At 56.5% G+C, this 17,745-nt stretch carries 16 protein-coding genes; 12 read left to right on the top strand and 4 right to left on the bottom strand.

What is annotated here, in order from left to right; translation table 11 throughout:
- The coding region (locus OVA00_RS11910) for a transposase (protein WP_268088998.1) at positions 1–1,159 on the top strand (1,159 nt) is incomplete at its 5' end.
- Between the two features lie 214 nt (positions 1,160–1,373).
- A complete protein-coding gene (locus tag OVA00_RS11905; RefSeq protein WP_111808942.1) occupies positions 1,374–1,583 on the top strand; it encodes a ribbon-helix-helix protein, CopG family in 210 nt (69 codons plus the stop codon).
- A 982-nt stretch (positions 1,584–2,565) separates the two neighbouring features.
- On the opposite strand, the gene OVA00_RS11900 is transcribed toward OVA00_RS11905, so the two are convergent.
- On the bottom strand, positions 2,566–2,991 hold the full coding sequence (locus OVA00_RS11900) for a hypothetical protein (protein WP_268088997.1): 426 nt from the start codon (positions 2,989–2,991) through the stop codon (positions 2,566–2,568).
- 47 nt (positions 2,992–3,038) lie between these two features.
- On the opposite strand from OVA00_RS11900, the gene OVA00_RS11895 reads away from it, so the two are divergent.
- The 9 genes from OVA00_RS11895 to OVA00_RS11855 all read left to right on the top strand — a co-directional run bounded on the left by OVA00_RS11895 (position 3,039) and on the right by OVA00_RS11855 (position 10,895).
- Positions 3,039–3,431: a hypothetical protein gene (locus OVA00_RS11895; RefSeq protein ID WP_268088996.1), complete on the top strand. Its 393-nt coding sequence runs from the start codon at positions 3,039–3,041 to the stop codon at positions 3,429–3,431.
- Positions 3,432–3,509: 78 nt separating this feature from the next.
- Complete coding sequence (locus OVA00_RS11890; protein ID WP_174026905.1) at positions 3,510–4,169, top strand: AAA family ATPase; 660 nt, start codon at positions 3,510–3,512, stop codon at positions 4,167–4,169.
- A gap of 29 nt (positions 4,170–4,198) precedes the next feature.
- On the top strand, positions 4,199–4,516 hold the full coding sequence (locus OVA00_RS11885; protein WP_268088995.1) for a chromosome partitioning protein ParB: 318 nt from the start codon (positions 4,199–4,201) through the stop codon (positions 4,514–4,516).
- Between the two features lie 97 nt (positions 4,517–4,613).
- The gene (locus OVA00_RS11880) at positions 4,614–4,991 is read left to right on the top strand and encodes a type II toxin-antitoxin system RelE/ParE family toxin (RefSeq protein ID WP_268088994.1); all 378 of its coding nucleotides are present in this window, start codon (positions 4,614–4,616) and stop codon (positions 4,989–4,991) included.
- Positions 4,972–5,307 carry a helix-turn-helix domain-containing protein gene (locus OVA00_RS11875; RefSeq protein ID WP_268088993.1) on the top strand — a complete coding sequence of 112 codons (336 nt, stop codon included), beginning with the start codon at positions 4,972–4,974 and terminating at the stop codon, positions 5,305–5,307. Before OVA00_RS11880 ends, OVA00_RS11875 begins: the two co-directional genes overlap by 20 nt.
- Before the next feature lie 170 nt (positions 5,308–5,477).
- Positions 5,478–6,164, top strand: a complete 687-nt coding sequence (locus OVA00_RS11870; RefSeq protein WP_268088992.1) for a DNA methyltransferase — start codon at positions 5,478–5,480, stop codon at positions 6,162–6,164.
- A 24-nt stretch (positions 6,165–6,188) separates the two neighbouring features.
- Positions 6,189–7,408 (top strand): IS3-like element ISRm1 family transposase gene (locus OVA00_RS11865; RefSeq protein WP_268088991.1). Its coding sequence is split into 2 segments (ribosomal slippage): positions 6,189–6,525 and positions 6,525–7,408, totalling 1,221 coding nucleotides; the frame shifts between segments, so codons are not numbered across the junction.
- A 2-nt stretch (positions 7,409–7,410) separates the two neighbouring features.
- Positions 7,411–8,814: a DNA methyltransferase gene (locus OVA00_RS11860; RefSeq protein WP_268088990.1), complete on the top strand. Its 1,404-nt coding sequence runs from the start codon at positions 7,411–7,413 to the stop codon at positions 8,812–8,814.
- Positions 8,814–10,895, top strand: a complete 2,082-nt coding sequence (locus OVA00_RS11855; protein WP_268088989.1) for a DEAD/DEAH box helicase family protein — start codon at positions 8,814–8,816, stop codon at positions 10,893–10,895. The genes OVA00_RS11860 and OVA00_RS11855 overlap by 1 nt, the downstream gene beginning before the upstream one ends.
- A gap of 30 nt (positions 10,896–10,925) precedes the next feature.
- Here OVA00_RS11855 and OVA00_RS11850 read toward each other — a convergent pair.
- The 3 genes from OVA00_RS11850 to OVA00_RS11840 form a co-directional block, all read right to left on the bottom strand.
- Positions 10,926–12,052, bottom strand: a protein-coding gene (locus tag OVA00_RS11850) for an IS3 family transposase (RefSeq protein ID WP_268088988.1) whose coding sequence is annotated in 2 segments (ribosomal slippage) — positions 10,926–11,824 and positions 11,824–12,052 — 1,128 coding nt in all. Because the reading frame shifts where the segments join, the coding sequence is not laid out codon by codon here.
- 437 nt (positions 12,053–12,489) lie between these two features.
- Positions 12,490–14,163 (bottom strand): type IV secretion system DNA-binding domain-containing protein, encoded by a 1,674-nt coding sequence (locus tag OVA00_RS11845; protein ID WP_268088987.1) that lies wholly within the window; start codon positions 14,161–14,163, stop codon positions 12,490–12,492.
- Between the two features lie 52 nt (positions 14,164–14,215).
- A complete protein-coding gene (locus OVA00_RS11840) occupies positions 14,216–14,491 on the bottom strand; it encodes a mobilization protein (RefSeq protein WP_268088986.1) in 276 nt (91 codons plus the stop codon).
- Positions 14,492–14,664: 173 nt separating this feature from the next.
- On the opposite strand from OVA00_RS11840, the gene traA reads away from it, so the two are divergent.
- A complete protein-coding gene (traA, locus tag OVA00_RS11835; protein ID WP_268088985.1) occupies positions 14,665–17,745 on the top strand; it encodes a Ti-type conjugative transfer relaxase TraA in 3,081 nt (1,026 codons plus the stop codon).

The raw sequence follows: 17,745 nt of genomic DNA, 5'->3' as shown, positions 1-17,745 counted from the left end.
GAAGCTCGGCAGAGCGGAGCAGCGCTATGTCTTCACCACTTTCGGCTACGGCTGCAATCTTGGCCCGGTCCAAGCCGCTCGGCACGCACCCGGCATCGCCAGCGCCAATACGTTGCGCCGGCTCAATGCCCAGCATATCGATACGCCCAAGCTCGAAGCCGCGATGACCGATCTGATCAACGCCTACAATCGCTTTGCCTTGCCAAAACTCTGGGGCGCGGGACGCGCCGCGATCGCCGATGGCACCCACGTCCCGCTTCGCGAAAACAACCTGCTGGGCGCCCAACACATCCGTTACGGCGCCTATGGCGGCATCGCCTACCATCATATCGCCGACAACTATATCGCGCTGTTCACGACCTTCATCCCCTGCGGCGTCTGGGAGGCCGTCCATATCCTGGATGGGCTTATGAAGAACCGATCCACGGTCCAACCGGATACCCTCCATGCCGACACCCAAGGCCAGAGCGAGCCTGTCTTTGGTCTTTCGCGCCTTCTCGGCATCATGCTGATGCCGCGCATGCGCAACTGGGGCGACGTCGCCTTTTACCGTCCCGACCAATCGGTGCGCTACCAGCATATCGACAGGCTCTTCACCCGCGAAATTGATTGGCGCCTGATCGCAACCCATTGGCAGGACATGATGCAGGTGATCCTCTCCATCCAGGCCGGTTTGGTCCTGCCCTCCATGTTGCTGCGCAAACTCGGCTCGCACAACCGCAAAAGCCGACTGTACCAAGCATTCCGCGAACTCGGTCGGGTCGAGCGCACGCTGTTCCTGCTGCGCTACATCGCCAATCCCGAGATTCGGCGCACAATCCGCGCCGAGACCACGAAAATCGAATCCTTCAACGATTTCCTCGACTGGATTACCTTCGGCGGTCCAATCATCAAGAGCGGCGATCCGGTCGAACAGGAAAAGCAGCTCAAATATGCCAGCCTGGTCGCCAACGCGATCATGCTCTCCAATGTCTCCGATTTGACGGACGTACTCTCGTCAATGACCGCAGACGGGCATCGTGTCACGCCGGAGTTCGCCGCAGCCCTCAGCCCTTACGCCCGCAAGCATATCCGCCGGTTCGGCAAATACGAGCTCGACATGGACGAGCGGCCAGCCCCGCTCATCCCGAAGCCCTTGCCGTTCGACCTGCCCTTGTGAACTTTTTACACGTACTTTCAATCTACCCGTGGCAGGCCGCTACGGGCCGTTTCTACGAGGCTCAAGCCCCTTTCGGTGACTTCATACGTGACGAGCTGCGCGGCCTGACAGGCGGGCGCGGTTGATGCTTTCCACTGCCTGCATAAGTGCCAAAATCGCGCCCTTGGAAAATAAGGGGTTGCAGAATCGGCCAAATCGCCGCTTACATGTAAGAATGAAGCAACGTACGGAACAGATTCGGAAGGACGTCGCCGCGCATCGTGCGCGACAGGCTGCTGCTGGACGTACGTCGCTCACCACTTTTGTTTCTAACGAGCTAATCGAGGCTATCGACAAGCTCAAGGAACAGCGGGGCGTACAATCGCGCGCGCCGATTATCGAAGAAGCTTTGAGGTTCTATATCGAAAAAGCACCGAGGGCATAAAACGAAAAACCCCTAACCGCGCCAACGGTAAGGGGTTTTTGGATTATCGGAACGACCGTGTTGGGAAGCCCGTAAGAATGCTTTCCAACATAGTCGGAAGATCACTACCCTGCAAGAGGTCTCTCTTGCGGGAACGCTGAATCTTTGTCCGCTGTCCATGCCCTCCAGATGGAGGACGAAGGACGATGTTTGGACAAGTGGGAGCGGTGCTAGCAGGGGCACCGCGAGAGAAGACGCGTATCCTAACGGGTACGAGCGTCGATAATGTCGTTGATCTGCTGAGAGCTATCGCGCAATTCACCAGTCGGGCGCAGGTAGATAGCTTCATAGGGATGCTTTATTCCCGCCTAAGTAAACACGCTCCCGGTGGCGAACTCGAAGACCGTGAGGTTTCTCTTCTGCACCAAATGGCGCTTCAACGCCTCGATGACCTCCAAGAAGCACGGGAAAAGCGCCTCCCCCCTTCCCGGAGCTGGTTCCCACAGCGACCCAAATCCGATCAGTCACGCGAGCAGGCGGCTAGCGGCGTGCGCGATCCAGAACGGTGGGCGAGGAAACAACGGCTGGGCGGGTTAGCCTCCCTGCCCCCGACCGATGACTATGAAGGCATCACGGAGGGAGAGCGCGCAGCGCTCTACATCATTGCGGCCGATGTTCGGGAGCTTGGGGCTTGCCGCTGCACAGTCGCGGAGATCGCGGATAGGGCTGGCGTCGGCCAGACCACGGCTCGAAACGCTATCAGGAAGGCGAGGGACCGAGGCCTGTTAAGCGTGCAGCACCGGCCACAGTGGCGTAACAAGTGGCTTTCCAACGTCATCACGATTGTCTGCAAGACCTGGCTGAGCTGGCTAAAGCGCTTTCGGCCGAACCTTGGCTTTAAGTTCAAGGGTGTCAGAAAACCGGCGTCCACAGATACCTACGGATTCAAAACTAAGAACGGACAGCCTTTCCAACAGCCAGAAGGTAGCCCTACGGGCCGCTTTCAGCGGTTTGCTAGTCGCAAACCACCTTCTGGCTGACGGCTGAAGCAGCTCGTTGCACCCGCGTCGCCAAAAAACTCATCGTTCGCGTCTACGGCAGTCGTCGCATGGGCTTTCGAGGAAAGCGTGTGGAGAGGGCAGCGCCAAATCATGAAATCATGCTTGCATGTAATCATGAAATCTTTTATTGTTGTTTCGTACGATACAACGAGGTAGCCATGATTTCCGCAAGCCCGACCTCGAAAACCTATGCCGCCCTCAATCGGGCCTATGATTTTTTCAATGACCGGCTGTTTGGCGGTCAGCTTTCCCCCTGCCTCGTGACGTTGCAGCGCAAAAACAAAGCTTATGGCTATTTCGCCGGGGCGCGGTTCGGATCGAAGGACGGGGCGGAGATCACGGACGAAATCGCCCTGAACCCGTCGCACTTTCCAGCCGCACCGACGAGCAGAGCCTATCGACCCTCGCCCATGAGATGGCGCACCTGTGGCAGCATCATTTCGGCAAGCCGTCGCGCAGCGGCTACCACAACAAGGAGTGGGCGGCGAAAATGCACGAGATCGGTTTGCATCCTTCCGATACCGGCCAGCCGGGCGGCAAGGAAACCGGGCAATCGTGCAGCCACTACATCATCGCCGGTGGACCTTTCGCGCGTGCTTATGCCGAGCTGGCGACGCAGCCCGATTTTTCGGCGCTCTATGTCGAGCTTTGGGATGACGCCGACGCCCGCAAGAAGCGGAAGGCCAAGGCAGCGAGCAAGACGCGGTACACGTGCCCGGTCTGCGATCTTCACGCATGGGCTAAACCCGACACGAAGCTGATTTGCGGCGAGTGCGAGCAGCCCCTATCGGCCGACGAGGACGAGTAATTTACGATTTAGAAATGCAAACATGCTTTCATGTTGATATGCAAGCATGTAAGCTTAATTTCATGAAAGGATGAAAGCATGATTACAGTAGCTTTCTGCACACAGAAAGGCGGAACGGGCAAAACGACCATTGCCACGTCTCTTGCCGTCGCGGCTCACCTAGCCGGTAAGAAGTCGGCGCTTCTCGATCTCGATCCGCAAACCAATGCGGTTGACTGGTTTGATCGCCGTACAGGTGACGGCCCGGACGTGGCATCAATCCAGCCAGGCGCTATCAGGCGCTCACTGGACGCCTATCGTGGCCTTGGGATGGATTGGGTCTTTATCGACACGCCCGGGAAGATGGACAGCGCCAGCACCGAGGCGGCGAAACACGCCGATATCGTCCTTATCCCCACACAGGCTCAGATTTTCGCAATCGACACCTTGGAGCCGCTTAAGCGGCTGCTCGACATGGCAGGAAGCCCGCCCGCCTTTGTGGTGCTGAATCTGGTTCATCCGAACGCGGGGGGCCGGGCGACCGACGACGCCGCCGCCATTACAGAGCGCTTCAATATCGCAGTTGCCCCGGTTCACCTATCCCGCCTCAAGACTTTCGAGGACGCGCCAGCATTGGGTCAGACCCCCCATGAGATCGAACCGCAGGGCCGGGCAGCAACGGAAATCGGGGCCTTGTTCGCATTCCTTACGGAACAGGCAAGCATGCTTGCAGGAAAGCATGAAAGGATGAAATCATGAGCCGAAAACCATCCCTCCTGGCATCAGCCATGAAAAGTGCTGATGCCCGCGCGCCTGAAGCCGAAACGGCACCCGTTCCAGCAGCCGCCGAGGTGGTCGAGGAACGCAAAAGCCGCCCGGCCGTGCCTACTGCGCAGGCCGGGAACTATGTTGCTCCCTCCCGTGCCAACAAGTCGGCCAAAACCTACTATCTCCCTCCGGCCTATTGGGAAACGCTGGCAGAACTCAGCTTTCGAACCCGCGATCCACAGGGCAAGCGGATTCCACAGGAGCGGCTTGTTGCCGAGGCGCTGAACCTGCTTTTCGTCAAATACAATTACCCGGTGGTTCGCGAGGGTGACGACTAAAGGGAAATCATGATTGCATGATTGCATGATTGCATGGTTGCGTGATCGCCCGAATGATCGGGATTGAAAAATATACCAGAACAGGTATAGGGTTTGTATGAAGCTGGAAGAACGACCCCTTGAGTGGATAGGCAGCAGCCACAAGGACCTGATGCAGCTCCCGGCAGATGTGCGGAAGTCGGTCGGGTTTGCGCTGCATTTCGCGCAGCACGGCGAACAGCATCCGGCGTCAAAGGTGCTCAAGGGCTTTGGCGGCGCTGGCGTGCTGGAAGTGGTCGAGAACGATGTTGGCGGTACCTACCGGGCCGTTTACACCGTCAGGTTCGAGGAAGCGGTGTTTGTGCTGCATTGCTTCCAGAAGAAGAGCAAAAGTGGCATTGCCACGCCAAAGGCGGACATGGACGTTGTTCGTGCAAGGCTCAAAGTGGCTGAGGCTCTAGCCAAGGAGATGAAAGATGCAAACCCGCGTCGTTAATGGGATCGAGGTCACGAGCAGCTCCGGCAATGTTTTTGCCGATCTTGGTCTACCTGACGCCGACAAGCTCAAGGTCAAATCGGGCCTAATGATCGAGATCACCAAGGCCGTGCGCAGGCTTGGACTGACGCAGGAGGAGGCCGGGCGGCGCATGGGTCTTCCTCAGCCAAAGGTATCGGCGCTGTTGCGTGGCGATCTCGCCAACCTGTCAGAGCGCAAGTTGATGGATGCCCTGAATCGTCTTGGTTACGATATCGAGATTACGGTGCGGCCTACGGCAGATCCGATCGGGCATCTGACGCTTGCTGTCGCCTGAATAGCAAACGAATGACTGCTGAAGAGCTTACGAAATTCATGCTTCTGTCAGAAGAGCAGGCGTGTAAAAAGCCCAGCAACCAATAAGCCAGACCTCCTAGGATCAATCAAAGTTCAATAGTCTCGATATGATCATGAAAAATTACAGAAAATCAAAGAAGAACATCGATAATGAGTGAGCCAAAAAAAATCATATCACCGGAATCTTCTTTGGATTTTATGTCTAAGGAAGAGCTTATTCACATAATTCGTTCGATGGTTGATGGAGGAGTATCTATAAACTTCCATGGAAAACGGTTTTCTCACGAAGTTTTTAAGAAGGTTCGCCCTCGGCAGACAATTATTAAAAAGGATCTCTGTGTAGGAGAGCCCGAAGAGCAGGTTAAAAATCTACTCATCGAAGGTGAAAACCTTCAAGCGATGGTGACTTTGTATAAGGAACGGGGGCAGGTTGATCTCATCCTCACGGACCCTCCATATAATACGGGGCAAACATTTAGGTACAACGACAAATGGGACGAAGATCCTAACGATCCGGACCTTGGTCAAATAGTGAAACTGGAAGATGGCTCAAGACATACCAAGTGGATGAAGGCCATGCTGCCACGCCTTCACATGATGTATGCAATGCTCAAGCCCTCTGGTGTTCTCGCTATTTGCATAGACGATAATGAACTTTTCCATTTAGGTATGATGCTTGACGAGATCTTCGGCGAAGAAAATCGGATTGCGATCATTAATTGGCAAAAATCATATTCGCCTAAGAATGACAGCTCTCATGTTTCCACTGCCACAGAATATGTTCTCGTATATGAATTAGCCCCCGAAAGGCCCGGACATGCTCCCCCACTTAGCTAAGTGGGTAGGAGTAATGTTGGTAATATGACTAGCAGCAATTTTAAGATGGAAGTTCTCTCCGGGCCGGAGCGTCGGCGGCGCTGGAGCACGGCAGAGAAGCTGGCGATCATCCATGAGACCTATGAGGCGGACGCGACGGTGAGCATCGTCGCACGTCGGCACGGCATCCAGCCGAACCAGTTGTTCGCCTGGCGCAAGCTGGCGTCCCAAGGGGCACTGACGGCGACGGCCGCCGAAGAGGAGGTCGTTCCGGCTTCCGAATACCGGGCGCTTCAGGCCCAGGTGAAGGAGTTGCAACGCCTGTTGGGCAAGAAGACTATGGAGAGCGAAATCCTGAAGGAAGCCCTCGAAATCGCCGGTGGCCCAAAAAAACATCTGTTGCGCTCGCTCTCTCTTCCGAGGGGGATTTTGGAATGAAGACCGTCTGCGAAACTCTAGGTGTCGCCCGCTCGAATATCGCTGCGCGTGCCGCAGGTTCCCCTTCCAGAGCCAGAGGACGCCCGCCTCTACCTGATCGCGAGCTGGTGGAGGACATCAAGGCCGTCATCGCCGATACGCCCACCTACGGCTATCGGCGTGTCCATGCCATCCTGCGTCGGAATGCCCGGAAACTGGGGCGTTCGTGGCCCAATGCCAAGCGGGTCTACCGGGTGATGAAGCTGCACAATCTGCTGCTGGTGCGTCATACCGGAGCGGTCGATGATCGCCTTCACGACGGCCGGGTCGCCGTCGAGCGTTCGAACATCAGATGGTGCTCCGACGGCTTCGAGATCGGCTGCGACAACAAGGAGAAGGTCCGTGTCGCCTTCGCCCTCGACTGCTGCGACCGTGAAGCAATCGCCCATGTCGCCACCACCGAAGGTATCAAGAGCGAAGACGTGCAGGACCTCGTGATCACCGCTGTCGAGAACCGCTTCGGCCGCATCAACATGCTGTCCGAACCCATCGAATGGCTCACCGACAACGGCTCTTGCTTCATCGCCAGGGACACCGCATCCTTGCTGCGCGAGATCGGCATGGAACCGTGCACGACACCGGTGCGAAGCCCACAGTCGAACGGCATGGCCGAGGCGTTCGTCAAAACCTTCAAGCGCGATTACGTCTCGGTGAATCCAACCCCCGACGCCGAAACCGTCATGGCGCAACTGCCGTTCTGGTTCGAGCACTACAACAATCTTCACCCGCACAGTGCTTTAGGATATCAATCGCCGCGCGAGTTCATCAGCTCGCAATCTCAAACCTGAGCATGTCCGGTCTTTTGGGGGCAACTCCAGTATATTCCAAAGACAAAGCTTCAGCAAAAACTGCGCTAACCCTGCGCACTGAGACGATGAACGCTCGTTATAAGATGGAGGATGGTGACAAACAGCCATGGACGAGCGGCGATCCAACGCGACGCGAAGCTCGTGAGCGAGATCGTTACGCAATACAGTCACCATTTACCGGTGCCCTCCATTACCCTGGAGCCAATTCGTGGCGCGTTCCTCGCAGCAACCTAAAGGCTTATCTTGAGCAATGGGGAACTGAGTATATTGAGCGAGATATCAACGACGGGCGGCCGAAGGCGTTGATGCTGAAGGGCTCACCCGACGTTAAAATGAATCAGGGGCAAAACCTCGACACAGATCCAGTTGTTGAGGGTTTAGATCTTCTAGACAATATCGTTATCAGCAAGGCGCGGACGAAGGCTCAGGAAGTTAGAGATACACAGGTCTGGCCGTTCCTTCATTTTCTAAAAAGCGGAGACGGACGGCCCCGAGTAAAACGCTACCTAGGGGACGTTAAGAAGGGAAAGGTTCCGCTGACGTATTGGGCGGATGAGGATTACACGACACCTCTTGAGCTGGGTTCGCAGTCTTGGGACCATGAGGAATCCGGGCACAGTCAGGCTGGTTTGTCTGAGTTAAATAGCATCATTGGCAAAGGTCATCGCTTTGACACTGTAAAGCCGATGAAGCTGATGATGAAAATCATCCAGCTATGGTGCCCATCAGGTGGCTTAGTGCTGGATCCTTATGCTGGCTCAGGAACAACCGGTCATGCCGTGCTTGAGTTGAACAAGCTTGCAGGTGCAGCAAGGCGGTTTATCCTGATTGAACAAGGTGCGCCGGATCGAGGGGACAAGTATGCACGCGGCCTAACGCAACTTCGTTTGCGCTGTGCAATTACAGGAGAGCGACCGAGCAGTGACGGGTCGTTCGAAAAGTCAGCGGACCCGGTTCCGGGAGGCTTTCAGTTTCGGCAGTTAACTCAAAAAATTGATAGTCGTGCTGTGCTCACAATGAAAAAAGAGGAGCTGATCGATCTGGTTATTACTTCTCATTGGGATAACAGTCGGCGCGGCAGCACTGGCTTGATCCGGTTTGAGAGCGAAGGCTTCAAATATCTGGTCGGCCGTAACGACCAGAACGAAGGGTATTTTTTGATCTGGAATGGCGGCGACAAGGTCGGTCAGCTCGACGAAGAGAGTTATGCAACTGTCATCGCTGAAGGGAAGAAGGCAGGGTTGAAACAACCCTACCACGTCTACGCTCGCTATGAACTCTATCAGTCTAGGAATGTCATCTTTTACAAAATACCAGATAAAATCCTCGCACATTTAGGTCTGAATGAATCGAGTGACAGCTTCAACGAAGATGGAGACATTTAATGCATTTGTTTCCCTTCCAGATTGCGGCATCGTCACAGATTGCTGAGCGGTTTTCAGCCTACGCCTCAGATCCACTTATGAGTACCCGGACACGACCGGTTCCGTTCTTTCAGAACCTCAATGCACTAACAGGCAGTGGCAAAACTGTAATATTGGCTGACACTGTTAGCCAGATTCGTAGCCACCTAGGGGTAGAGCCAGTCGTGCTTTGGCTCTCAAAAGGCAAAGTCGTAGTCTGGCAAACTTTGCAAAATCTTGCCTCGGGCAAATATGCGGAGCTTGCTGGCTCCTTCACCACAAAACCTCTGATGGACTGTAAGCAGCGAGACATCGAGAACTCGCAAGGCGGCTTAATCCTAGTTGCAACGGTTGGCAAATTTAACCAAGCCGATCAGGAGAAGGGTGACCGGTTGATTTATCAACTGGCACTCGACTTAGGGGACGCTTCTCTATGGGAGATGTTGAAAAAGCGCCGCGATAACGCTGGACGACGTCGGCCGTTCATCATTGTGTATGACGAAGGACACAACCTCTCAGATCAGCAAACGCAACTACTCCTCGACCTTGAGCCAGATGCGCTGATCGCAGCCAGTGCGACCACTCGCATTCCACCTGAGTTAGGCCGGATAATCACGCGCCTGAAACAAGAAAAGCATTGGACAGACGACAACCTAGTAACGGCGGTGAAAAGCAGCGATGTAGTCGCGTCCGGCCTTGTCAAACAACAGATAATGCTTGGCGGATATGTGACCCCTATGGAGGTCGCCGTCGATGACATGCTTGAGAGCATGAAAAGGACAGAGGCCGCTGCTGAAGCTGCGGGGCTACCGTTCCGTCCGAAAGCAATCTATGTCAGCAATACGAACATCGTTTCGGGTGTTCCGGACAATCCTGCACTGCGTTTCTCGGAACGGCAGGCACGGCCTATCCAAATCTGGCGGCACTTAGTTGAGAACAGAGGCATAGATCCCTCGACAATCGCCGTGTATTGTAATTTGAAATTCGAGCAAAAGGCTCCGCCTCCTCCGCAATTTGTTCTATTCAATGGAGGGGATAATGACTACGACCGCTTCATCTCTGGAAACTACCAGCACATTATATTCAACCAGACCCTTCAGGAGGGCTGGGATGACCCATCATGCTACTTTGCATATGTCGACAAAGACATGGGATCGAAAGACCAGGTGACGCAGGTCGTGGGCCGGGTCCTCCGTCAGCCGCAAGCACAACATTATCCTGATCCGATTCTCAACACTGCGCAATTTTATATCCGGACGGACCAGAAGGCCGTTTTCGATCAAGTTTTGAAGGAAGTTCAGGCTAAGATTGGCAGTGAGACGCCTGAGATCGCTCTCACCGTCTTTACTGGCGGAAAGGGCGCTGCTTCTAAGTTGATAATGCCCCCTAAAAAGGTGAAGCAGCTTCCCGAGCTTTCTATTCAGGCGGCATTGGCTAAGGAACCCATCAGAAAAATACTCGCCAGCGTACAAGACTATCGTGGAAACAACCCCAATACTGTGGGTGCTGGTACGCGCATTCAGGTCCTCCAAGATATCGGAGGTGGCAAAGCTGCCCATGAGGAATGGGTTGAAGTTGAGCATTCAAACCGTGTCACGGCACGGTGGATTTTCGTAAGGGAAGTCGAAAAATCTTACCGAAGAGCAATCAATCTCTGTGACATCGAGGACCCTAAGTTCGACGCCTTGGTCGAGTTTACCAGCCCGGCGGCCGACCAGATACGGGATGCTGCTCGAAAGGTTGTAGCAGCGTATATCGACAATTCGAATGTCATTCATAATTTTGCTGGTGCTTTTGAAGTGCCTGCGGTTTCCATTGATCCAGCTGCGGCCTCATCATTTACCTTTTCCATCCACGACAGCTACAGCGGGCTCAACGGTTTTGAGCGCGATTTTGCGCAAGCGCTCGATAAGACGCAGCGCGTTTGGTTTAGGAACCCCCCACGTGGGTGCTTTGAAATCCCGCTGCTAACAGCAGGGGGTACCAAAAACTTCAATCCCGATTTCGTTGTTTGGATAGGTGATCAAGCAATCGCCGCTATTGATACAAAGGGCGACCATTGAATAGCCCCGAGTTTCGTAGACACCCTCGGGTTAGATTTTCTGCTGCTTCTCGAACTCGACGGGTGACAGCATCCCGTTCCTGACGTGTTTGCGTTTCGGGTTGTAGAACATTTCGATGTAGTCGAACACGTCCTGGCGAGCTTCATCGCGTGAACGGTAGACCCTGCGACGTATCCTCTCTCGCTTCAGAAGATTGAAGAAGCTCTCGGCCACCGCATTGTCATGGCAGTTGCCGCGTCGGCTCATCGAGTGAACCAGATTGTGGTGCCTGAGGAACGAGGCCCAGTCCATGCTGGTGAATTGCGAGCCCTGATCGGAGTGGATCAGCACTTTGTCCTTCGGTTTGCGTCGCCACACCGCCATGAGCAGAGCCTGCAATACGACGTCCGTGGTTTGGCGGCTCTGCATCGCCCAGCCGATGACCCGGCGGGAATAGAGGTCGATGACGACGGCCAAATAAGCAAAACCTTCGCAGGTCCGGATATAGGTGATGTCCGTGACCCAGGCCTTGTCCGGAGCCGCTACGTCAAACTGCCGGTCGAGCGTGTTGTCGATAGCGACGGCAGGCCTGCCGCCATAGATGCCGGGACGGCGTTTGTAGCCAATCTGCGCCTTGATCCCGGCGAGACGGGTCAGACGCGCAACCCGGTTCGGGCAGCATATCTCGCCCTGATCGAGAAGGTCGTCGTGCAGCTTGCGATAACCGTAGACCTTCCCGCTCTCTTCCCATGCCTTCAGGAGCAGATCGGTCTGTCGTTTGTCCTCGTTGGCTCGCCTGCTCAGCGGGTTCTTCAGCCAGGTGTAAAATCCACTGGGATGAACCCGCAGAAGGCGGCACATCGTCCGCACCGAAAACTGCAAGCGATGCAGAGCAATGAACGCGTACTTCACTTTGCATCCCTGGCGAAATACGCGGCCGCTTTTTTTAGGATATCTCGCTCCTCGCTAACGCGAGCCAGTTCCTTCTTTAGCCGCCTGATCTCCTCGGTCTCGTCGTTGCCCTTGGCGTTCGACGCAGCAAACTTCTTCTTCCATTCGTAGAGCGAATGCTGGCTGACGCCGAGACGCTGCGAAACCTCGGCAACCGGATAGCCTCGCTCCGTGATCTGGCGCACCGCGTCACGCTTAAACTCTTCGCTGAAATTCGATTTGCTCATGATGCTCTTCTTGCCTCAAAATTAGGAAAGAAGGCGTCTACAAATCTCGGTGCTATTCACATCTCATTGTTGAAGATGCCGGTCGGAAGCTATTGTTCATCAACAAAGTTGGGTCTGGCCCCGACCTTATCATCCGGCTTGTTACACAAGGTCTGTGGAACGATCGCTTCGAAAAACAAGGACGGGAGGGCTATTCCGTTTGGAGTTTGCGAAACGGCAAACCGCATCCGATCCATGTCGATACTGCTGCACAGGCAGTCGCGGCTTGCTTGCGGAGCGAAACCTAAACTCAAGTTTCTCATGGTGAAGCTATACTAGATCTGAAATGGCAGAGTTGTTTTAAGTCCCGGCTCGAAGGCGAACGCGCTTCCATATTGCGCCGTAGAGAGCCGGAGGGCCGCACTAACAAAAGCCCCGGCGCGTAGCGCCGGGACCGCTTACTCTGGCAAGGGTATTTTCACCTTGATTACCGGCCAGTCCCCCGCGAAATTCAGATAGCCTTCCAGATCGGGAAGCTTCTGGATCTCGGACGGCAGCACAAGCCGCTCCATCACAATGTTGGTCGAGTAAGTGAGGGAGCCGCCCCCGCCAGTGCCGAAGCTGGTATGATCCTCTTGCATCTCCCTGTCGCCAAGCTGCTTGGACAGGTACTCAGCCGCGTTACCTTCGGTGGTGCGCAGCACCAGCTTATTGCTGAAATTGTTCATCAGCGTTTCGGCCCGGTTGTCGCTGTAGGTTTCGCGGAGCTGGGCGAAATCCTGCACGGCGACGACGATGGCAACCCCGGCCTTGCGCAGGCGCGTAGCGCCGACGAGCAGCGCCGGGATTTCGCCAAGGGAGTTTAGCTCGTCCACAATGATCCATGTAGTGCGGAGAGGGGCGGGGCCTTCTCGCCGGTTGAGTGCCGATGTCACCATGATATCGACCCATGCGGCCAACAGGTCGCGGGCAAGGGTCATTTCATAGTCGGAGTAGGGGAGGAACATCCATTCGGATGTGTCCGATGCAATCCAGTCGCGCAGCGAGAAATCGCCGTCCTTGACGTAGCGCCACGCCTTTAGGTTGGCGATGAAGCTCATACGGACAGACTGAAGCCGACGCGCGTTGTAGTCGTCGGACGCGGCCAGAACCTCGGCGGTGGTCCCGCTGACGAGCGGGGCCAGCTCGTCGGCTTCAGCCGCGATCAAGACGCGCTGTAGCTCGGCATTGGTGAACTTGCCGTCATAGACCTCGAACAGGCCAGCGCCGACCGCTCCAAAAAGCGATTTCGCCATGTCGTGCCATTCGGCGGAATTGCCGTTTCCTTCCGGCACGAAGCCGGAAGCGAGGCGGTCCCAATCGTAAAGGTCGCGCGCCTCGTTCGATAGCCGCCAGCCCACCGTTTCCTCGTGGAACGGCGACAGGATAAAATCGCCATCCTGACGGAAGGCGCGCATGAACTCGCTGTTGTTATCGAGCACGATTGCCCGGTCCCCACGTGCCCGGATCGTTTCGAGTAGGCCGCGCAGCGCCGTGGTCTTTCCTGCACCTGTCGAGGCGGCGATTGCGGTATGCATTCGCTCGTGTCCGGGCGGGAAAGGAACACCTGCAATTTCCGGCGCGGGCGTTCGTTCTGGATAGCGCTTTTGCAGCTCCGCAAGGTAGCTTTCGCGAGAGGCAAAATCAGCCCCTCTCATGTGCTCGCGGCTGACTCCATCCGGTGCGCTCAGCGCGGATCGACCGAGCAGGAAAAACACGAGTAAGAGCGCCCCGGTCGCAATAAGGAATGCGACAATTGGAGCGCCTGAAACGTAAGAGTTATAGCCGGGATCAAAGACGGCGCTGTCACGCATTAGATTGACGATGAAGCGGGTGACATAGGTCGATCCAATCACCGTCACCCAAAGAACGCCCACGAAGGCGAGGACGCGACGAACGCCGTGTTTTCCTTGAACGTACTGAGAGACAACACGCGCACCTTGTCGCCGCGAAGCGGCGACCGCAAAAAATCCGAAAACGGCAATACCGACTATCCACGCAATGCCACTCAATGGCGCTTTCGTGTAGTTCGCGCCTTGCCCGACAATCGAGTAAACCGACAGGCCAGCCATCAGCAGGAAGGCCCATTTCATGCGCGTCAGGCTTTTGGCCTGTTCACCCGTTAGCCACCGGGGAAGGCGCGGGCTAGGCATCATGGTTACCGCTGATTTTCGCCAGCAGTTCCGCAAAAATTTCCCGGTCACGATCACGCGTCAGTTTTTCCGGCAGCTCCTTGGCGAGCCATGATTGCAGTGCCTTGGAGGCCTCTGTGTCTTTGTCGATCTCTTGCAGGATCAGCGATCCTAGCACAACGGTGCGGCGGGTCTCGTTGGCTCTTTCTGTTGCAGCCTTTCGCGCCTTCAGTGCTTTGGCCTGTTCTTCCAATTCCGCAATCCGCTGATCGATATCCCGTCTAGCCATTCTCTCACGTATCCTCTTGTTGCGTCAGTTTTCGGTAGTTTGATCGACTGTCGCAGTTTTCTCAAGCAACATTTGTACTGTTGGCTGAGGTAGTATGGCGATAGTCCTGTTCGTATGCATTAAAGGCGCACATACGAGTTGCTGCGCAACTCTGCCTATGGCATGTTCGAAGAATGGCGATTTTCCATTGTCAGGTAAAGATAGTTTCTAGAGCTACGGGGCGCAGCTCCGTGGCTGCATCTGCGTATCGGTCAGGAACTTCACTGCACAATGACAAGGAAGGCCGGACCTATGATTTTTCCCGGCGCTCCGGCGTCGTTCAGGCCGATATTGTCATTCCAAAGGGATCGGGCGGTGAATGGGCCTTGGACCGTAACGCGCTCTGGAACGCGGTCGAGGCGAAGGAGAAACGGAAAGACTCTCGCGTGGCGCGAGAATTCGAAATTGCTTTGCCGCATGAACTGGACGAGGAACAGCGGGAAGAGCTGACACGCCGGTTTGCGCAGCAGCTCGCAGACCGTTTCGGGACGGCTGTTGATTTCGCTATTCACAAGCCCGACCCGCGCGGCAGTGAGAAGAACCACCACGCGCATTTGATGATGACGACGCGCCGAGTTGGTGTTGACGGGCTTGGTGAAAAATCGGTCATTGAATGGGAGAACAAGAAGCTTCTTAAGGAGCGTTTGCCGACAACTGCCATGCAGATGAAGGAGGTTCGTCTTTCGTGGGAGCTGGTCGCAAATGAGGCGTTAGAGCGTGCTGGTATTGATGCGCGGATCGATCACCGATCTAACGCTGCACGCGGTCTTGAACTGGAACCAACCCGACATGTTGGCGTGCATGCAACTGCCGTACAGCGTCAGGGTGGTGTGATCGAACGCGAGCGCATGGACGCGGAAACAGCCCGTCTGAATGCCGAGATTGTTCAGGAGAAGCCCGAGCAGATTATCACGCTGGTTAGTGGTGAACGCAGCGTGTTCACGCGTGAGGATTTAGCCCGCGCTTTGCACCGTTATGTGTATGACGATAACGATGCGTTTCAGGCAGCATTTACCCGCATAATGGCATCGCCGGAGCTGGTCGCCTTACGGGGGGATAAGGCTGACGGAATAGAGCGTTTCACCACGCGCGAAATGTTCGATCTTGAAGCGGGCATGATCGCGACGGCGGAGCGCTTGGCGGGTGATCGTTCGCATGTCGTTTCCCCTCACAATGTCGGGTCCGCCCTCGATGCGCAGGACAGGAAAATTCGCGCCAGTGTAGCAGACGCAACAGCGGCCAAGGTTGCGCGCGGCGAGATGACAGCGACAGAACGGAGTGCGGCGATTGCGTCCGCTGGTCTGTCGGATGAGCAGCGCCGAGCTATCGAGCATGTGACCACGGGGAGCCGAATGGCTCAGGTCGTCGGTGTCGCTGGTGCGGGCAAATCCACCATGCTCGAAGCGGCCCGGCAGGCTTGGGAGGCGCAGGGCTATCGCGTCCATGGTGCGGCCCTGTCCGGTAAGGCCACTTTTGGTTTGCAGGAATCATCAGGGATCGAGAGCCGCACGCTCGCCTCGTGGTCGCAGCGCTGGACGCGAGAACGCGACCAGATCGGCCGAGGCGATGTTTTCGTGATCGATGAAGCCGGTATGATCGGCAGCCGCCAGATGGCGCGCTTCATTGAAGAGGTGGAGGCGCGTGGCGCAAAGATCGTCCTCGTTGGCGATCATGAGCAGCTTCAATCCATCGGCGCTGGTGCGGCCTTCCGGGCGATTGGACAGCGAACCGGGTTTGCGGAGCTGAACGGTGTGCGCCGACAGCGCGAGGGCTGGCAGGCAGAAGCCACGCAGCAGTTTTCCAAGCAGCTGACGCCGGAGGCGCTGCGAGCCTACCGGAGCCATGGCGATATCGTCATGGAATCCGACAGGGAAACCACGCGCGGCCGGATTGTGGCCGACTACCTGGCTGACCGTGGCGAGCGGCCCGAGGGGTCGCGCGTCATCCTTGCGCATCAGCGTGCAGACGTGGCGGCATTGAATGCCGAGGTGCGATCCGTGTTGCAGGAGCGCGGCGAGCTGGCACGAAGTGCCGAGGGTGGCGAACGGGTGTTCCAGACCGACGCCGGAAAGCGGTCCTTCGCCGCGGGCGACCGGATGGTGTTCCTAGAGAACAACAAGAGCCTTGGCGTTATGAACGGCACGCTTGGGACGGTGGAGCGGCTTTCGAGGAACCGCATCAGCGTGGCGCTCGACAACGGCAACCGCATCGAGGTGCCGGCGGACCAGTACACGGCCTTTGACCATGGCTATGCGACCACCATCCATAAGTCGCAGGGCGACACGGTAGACCGGGCTTTTGTTCTCGCGAGCAAGAGCATGGACCGCCACATGACCTATGTGGCGATGACCCGCCACAGGGACGGCGCGAAGCTTTACGCGGCGACAGAGGATTTTCAGCGCGGCGGCGGGCGACTGGTGGCGCATGGCCGCGCGCCGTTCGAAAACCAGCCCGGCAAGCGGGAAAGCTATTACGTCACGTTGGCCGACGAGAAGGGCGAGCGCCGCACCGTGTGGGGCGTTGATCTAGAGCGCGTCATGAAGGACGCCGCGCCGGAGATCGGAGACCGGATCGCGCTTGAGGTGACAGGCCAAGAGGCTGTCACCCTGCCAGACGGAACCACGGCGCACCGGAACACGTGGGCAACGATCGGCGCTGACGATTTGGCTTACAAGCAGCTTGAGCGCCAGCTCAGCCGCGACGGCTCGAAGGAAATCAGCCTCGATTATATGCCGATGACTCGCGAAGAGCGGGAAGAGGCGAAGGCCGCGCCGGAGCGGCCAGCGCCAGAGGAAGAGGCCGCGCCAGCCCCCCCGCCCAAGCTTGCGCCCCATGCACGCGGGATCGACCGCACGGCCTATTTCGCGGCCCGCGACAAGGCTCTTGCCGAGCGCGCGGCCCTTTTAGATGGCCCCGAGGCTCGCACCCATGTCCCGGCATCGCCAGAAAGATCACAGCCAATCGCTCCCGCAGTGTCTCGTTCAGAGCCGCAGAAAAGGCCGTTTGACCGGGCCGCAGCTTATGAAGCTATGAAATCCAAAGCGCCTCCGCCCGTCGAAAAACGCCCGGAACCGCACGCCGCACCAAACGTCACTCCGAAAGTTCCGGGTGTCATTGCAGATAGACATGCCGCCGCAGATGAAGCGCACAAGAAGGCTGAGGCCGAGAAAGCGGCAGCTCGTCTCCGGCCAGATTACGGGGATCGGTTTGATTGA

The sequence above is a fragment of the Ensifer sp. SL37 genome, assembly GCF_026672675.1.
Lineage (GTDB): Bacteria > Pseudomonadota > Alphaproteobacteria > Rhizobiales > Rhizobiaceae > Ensifer > Ensifer adhaerens.
Note: the sequence above shows the minus strand (reverse complement) of the source record. Positions and strands in the feature narration are given on the sequence as shown.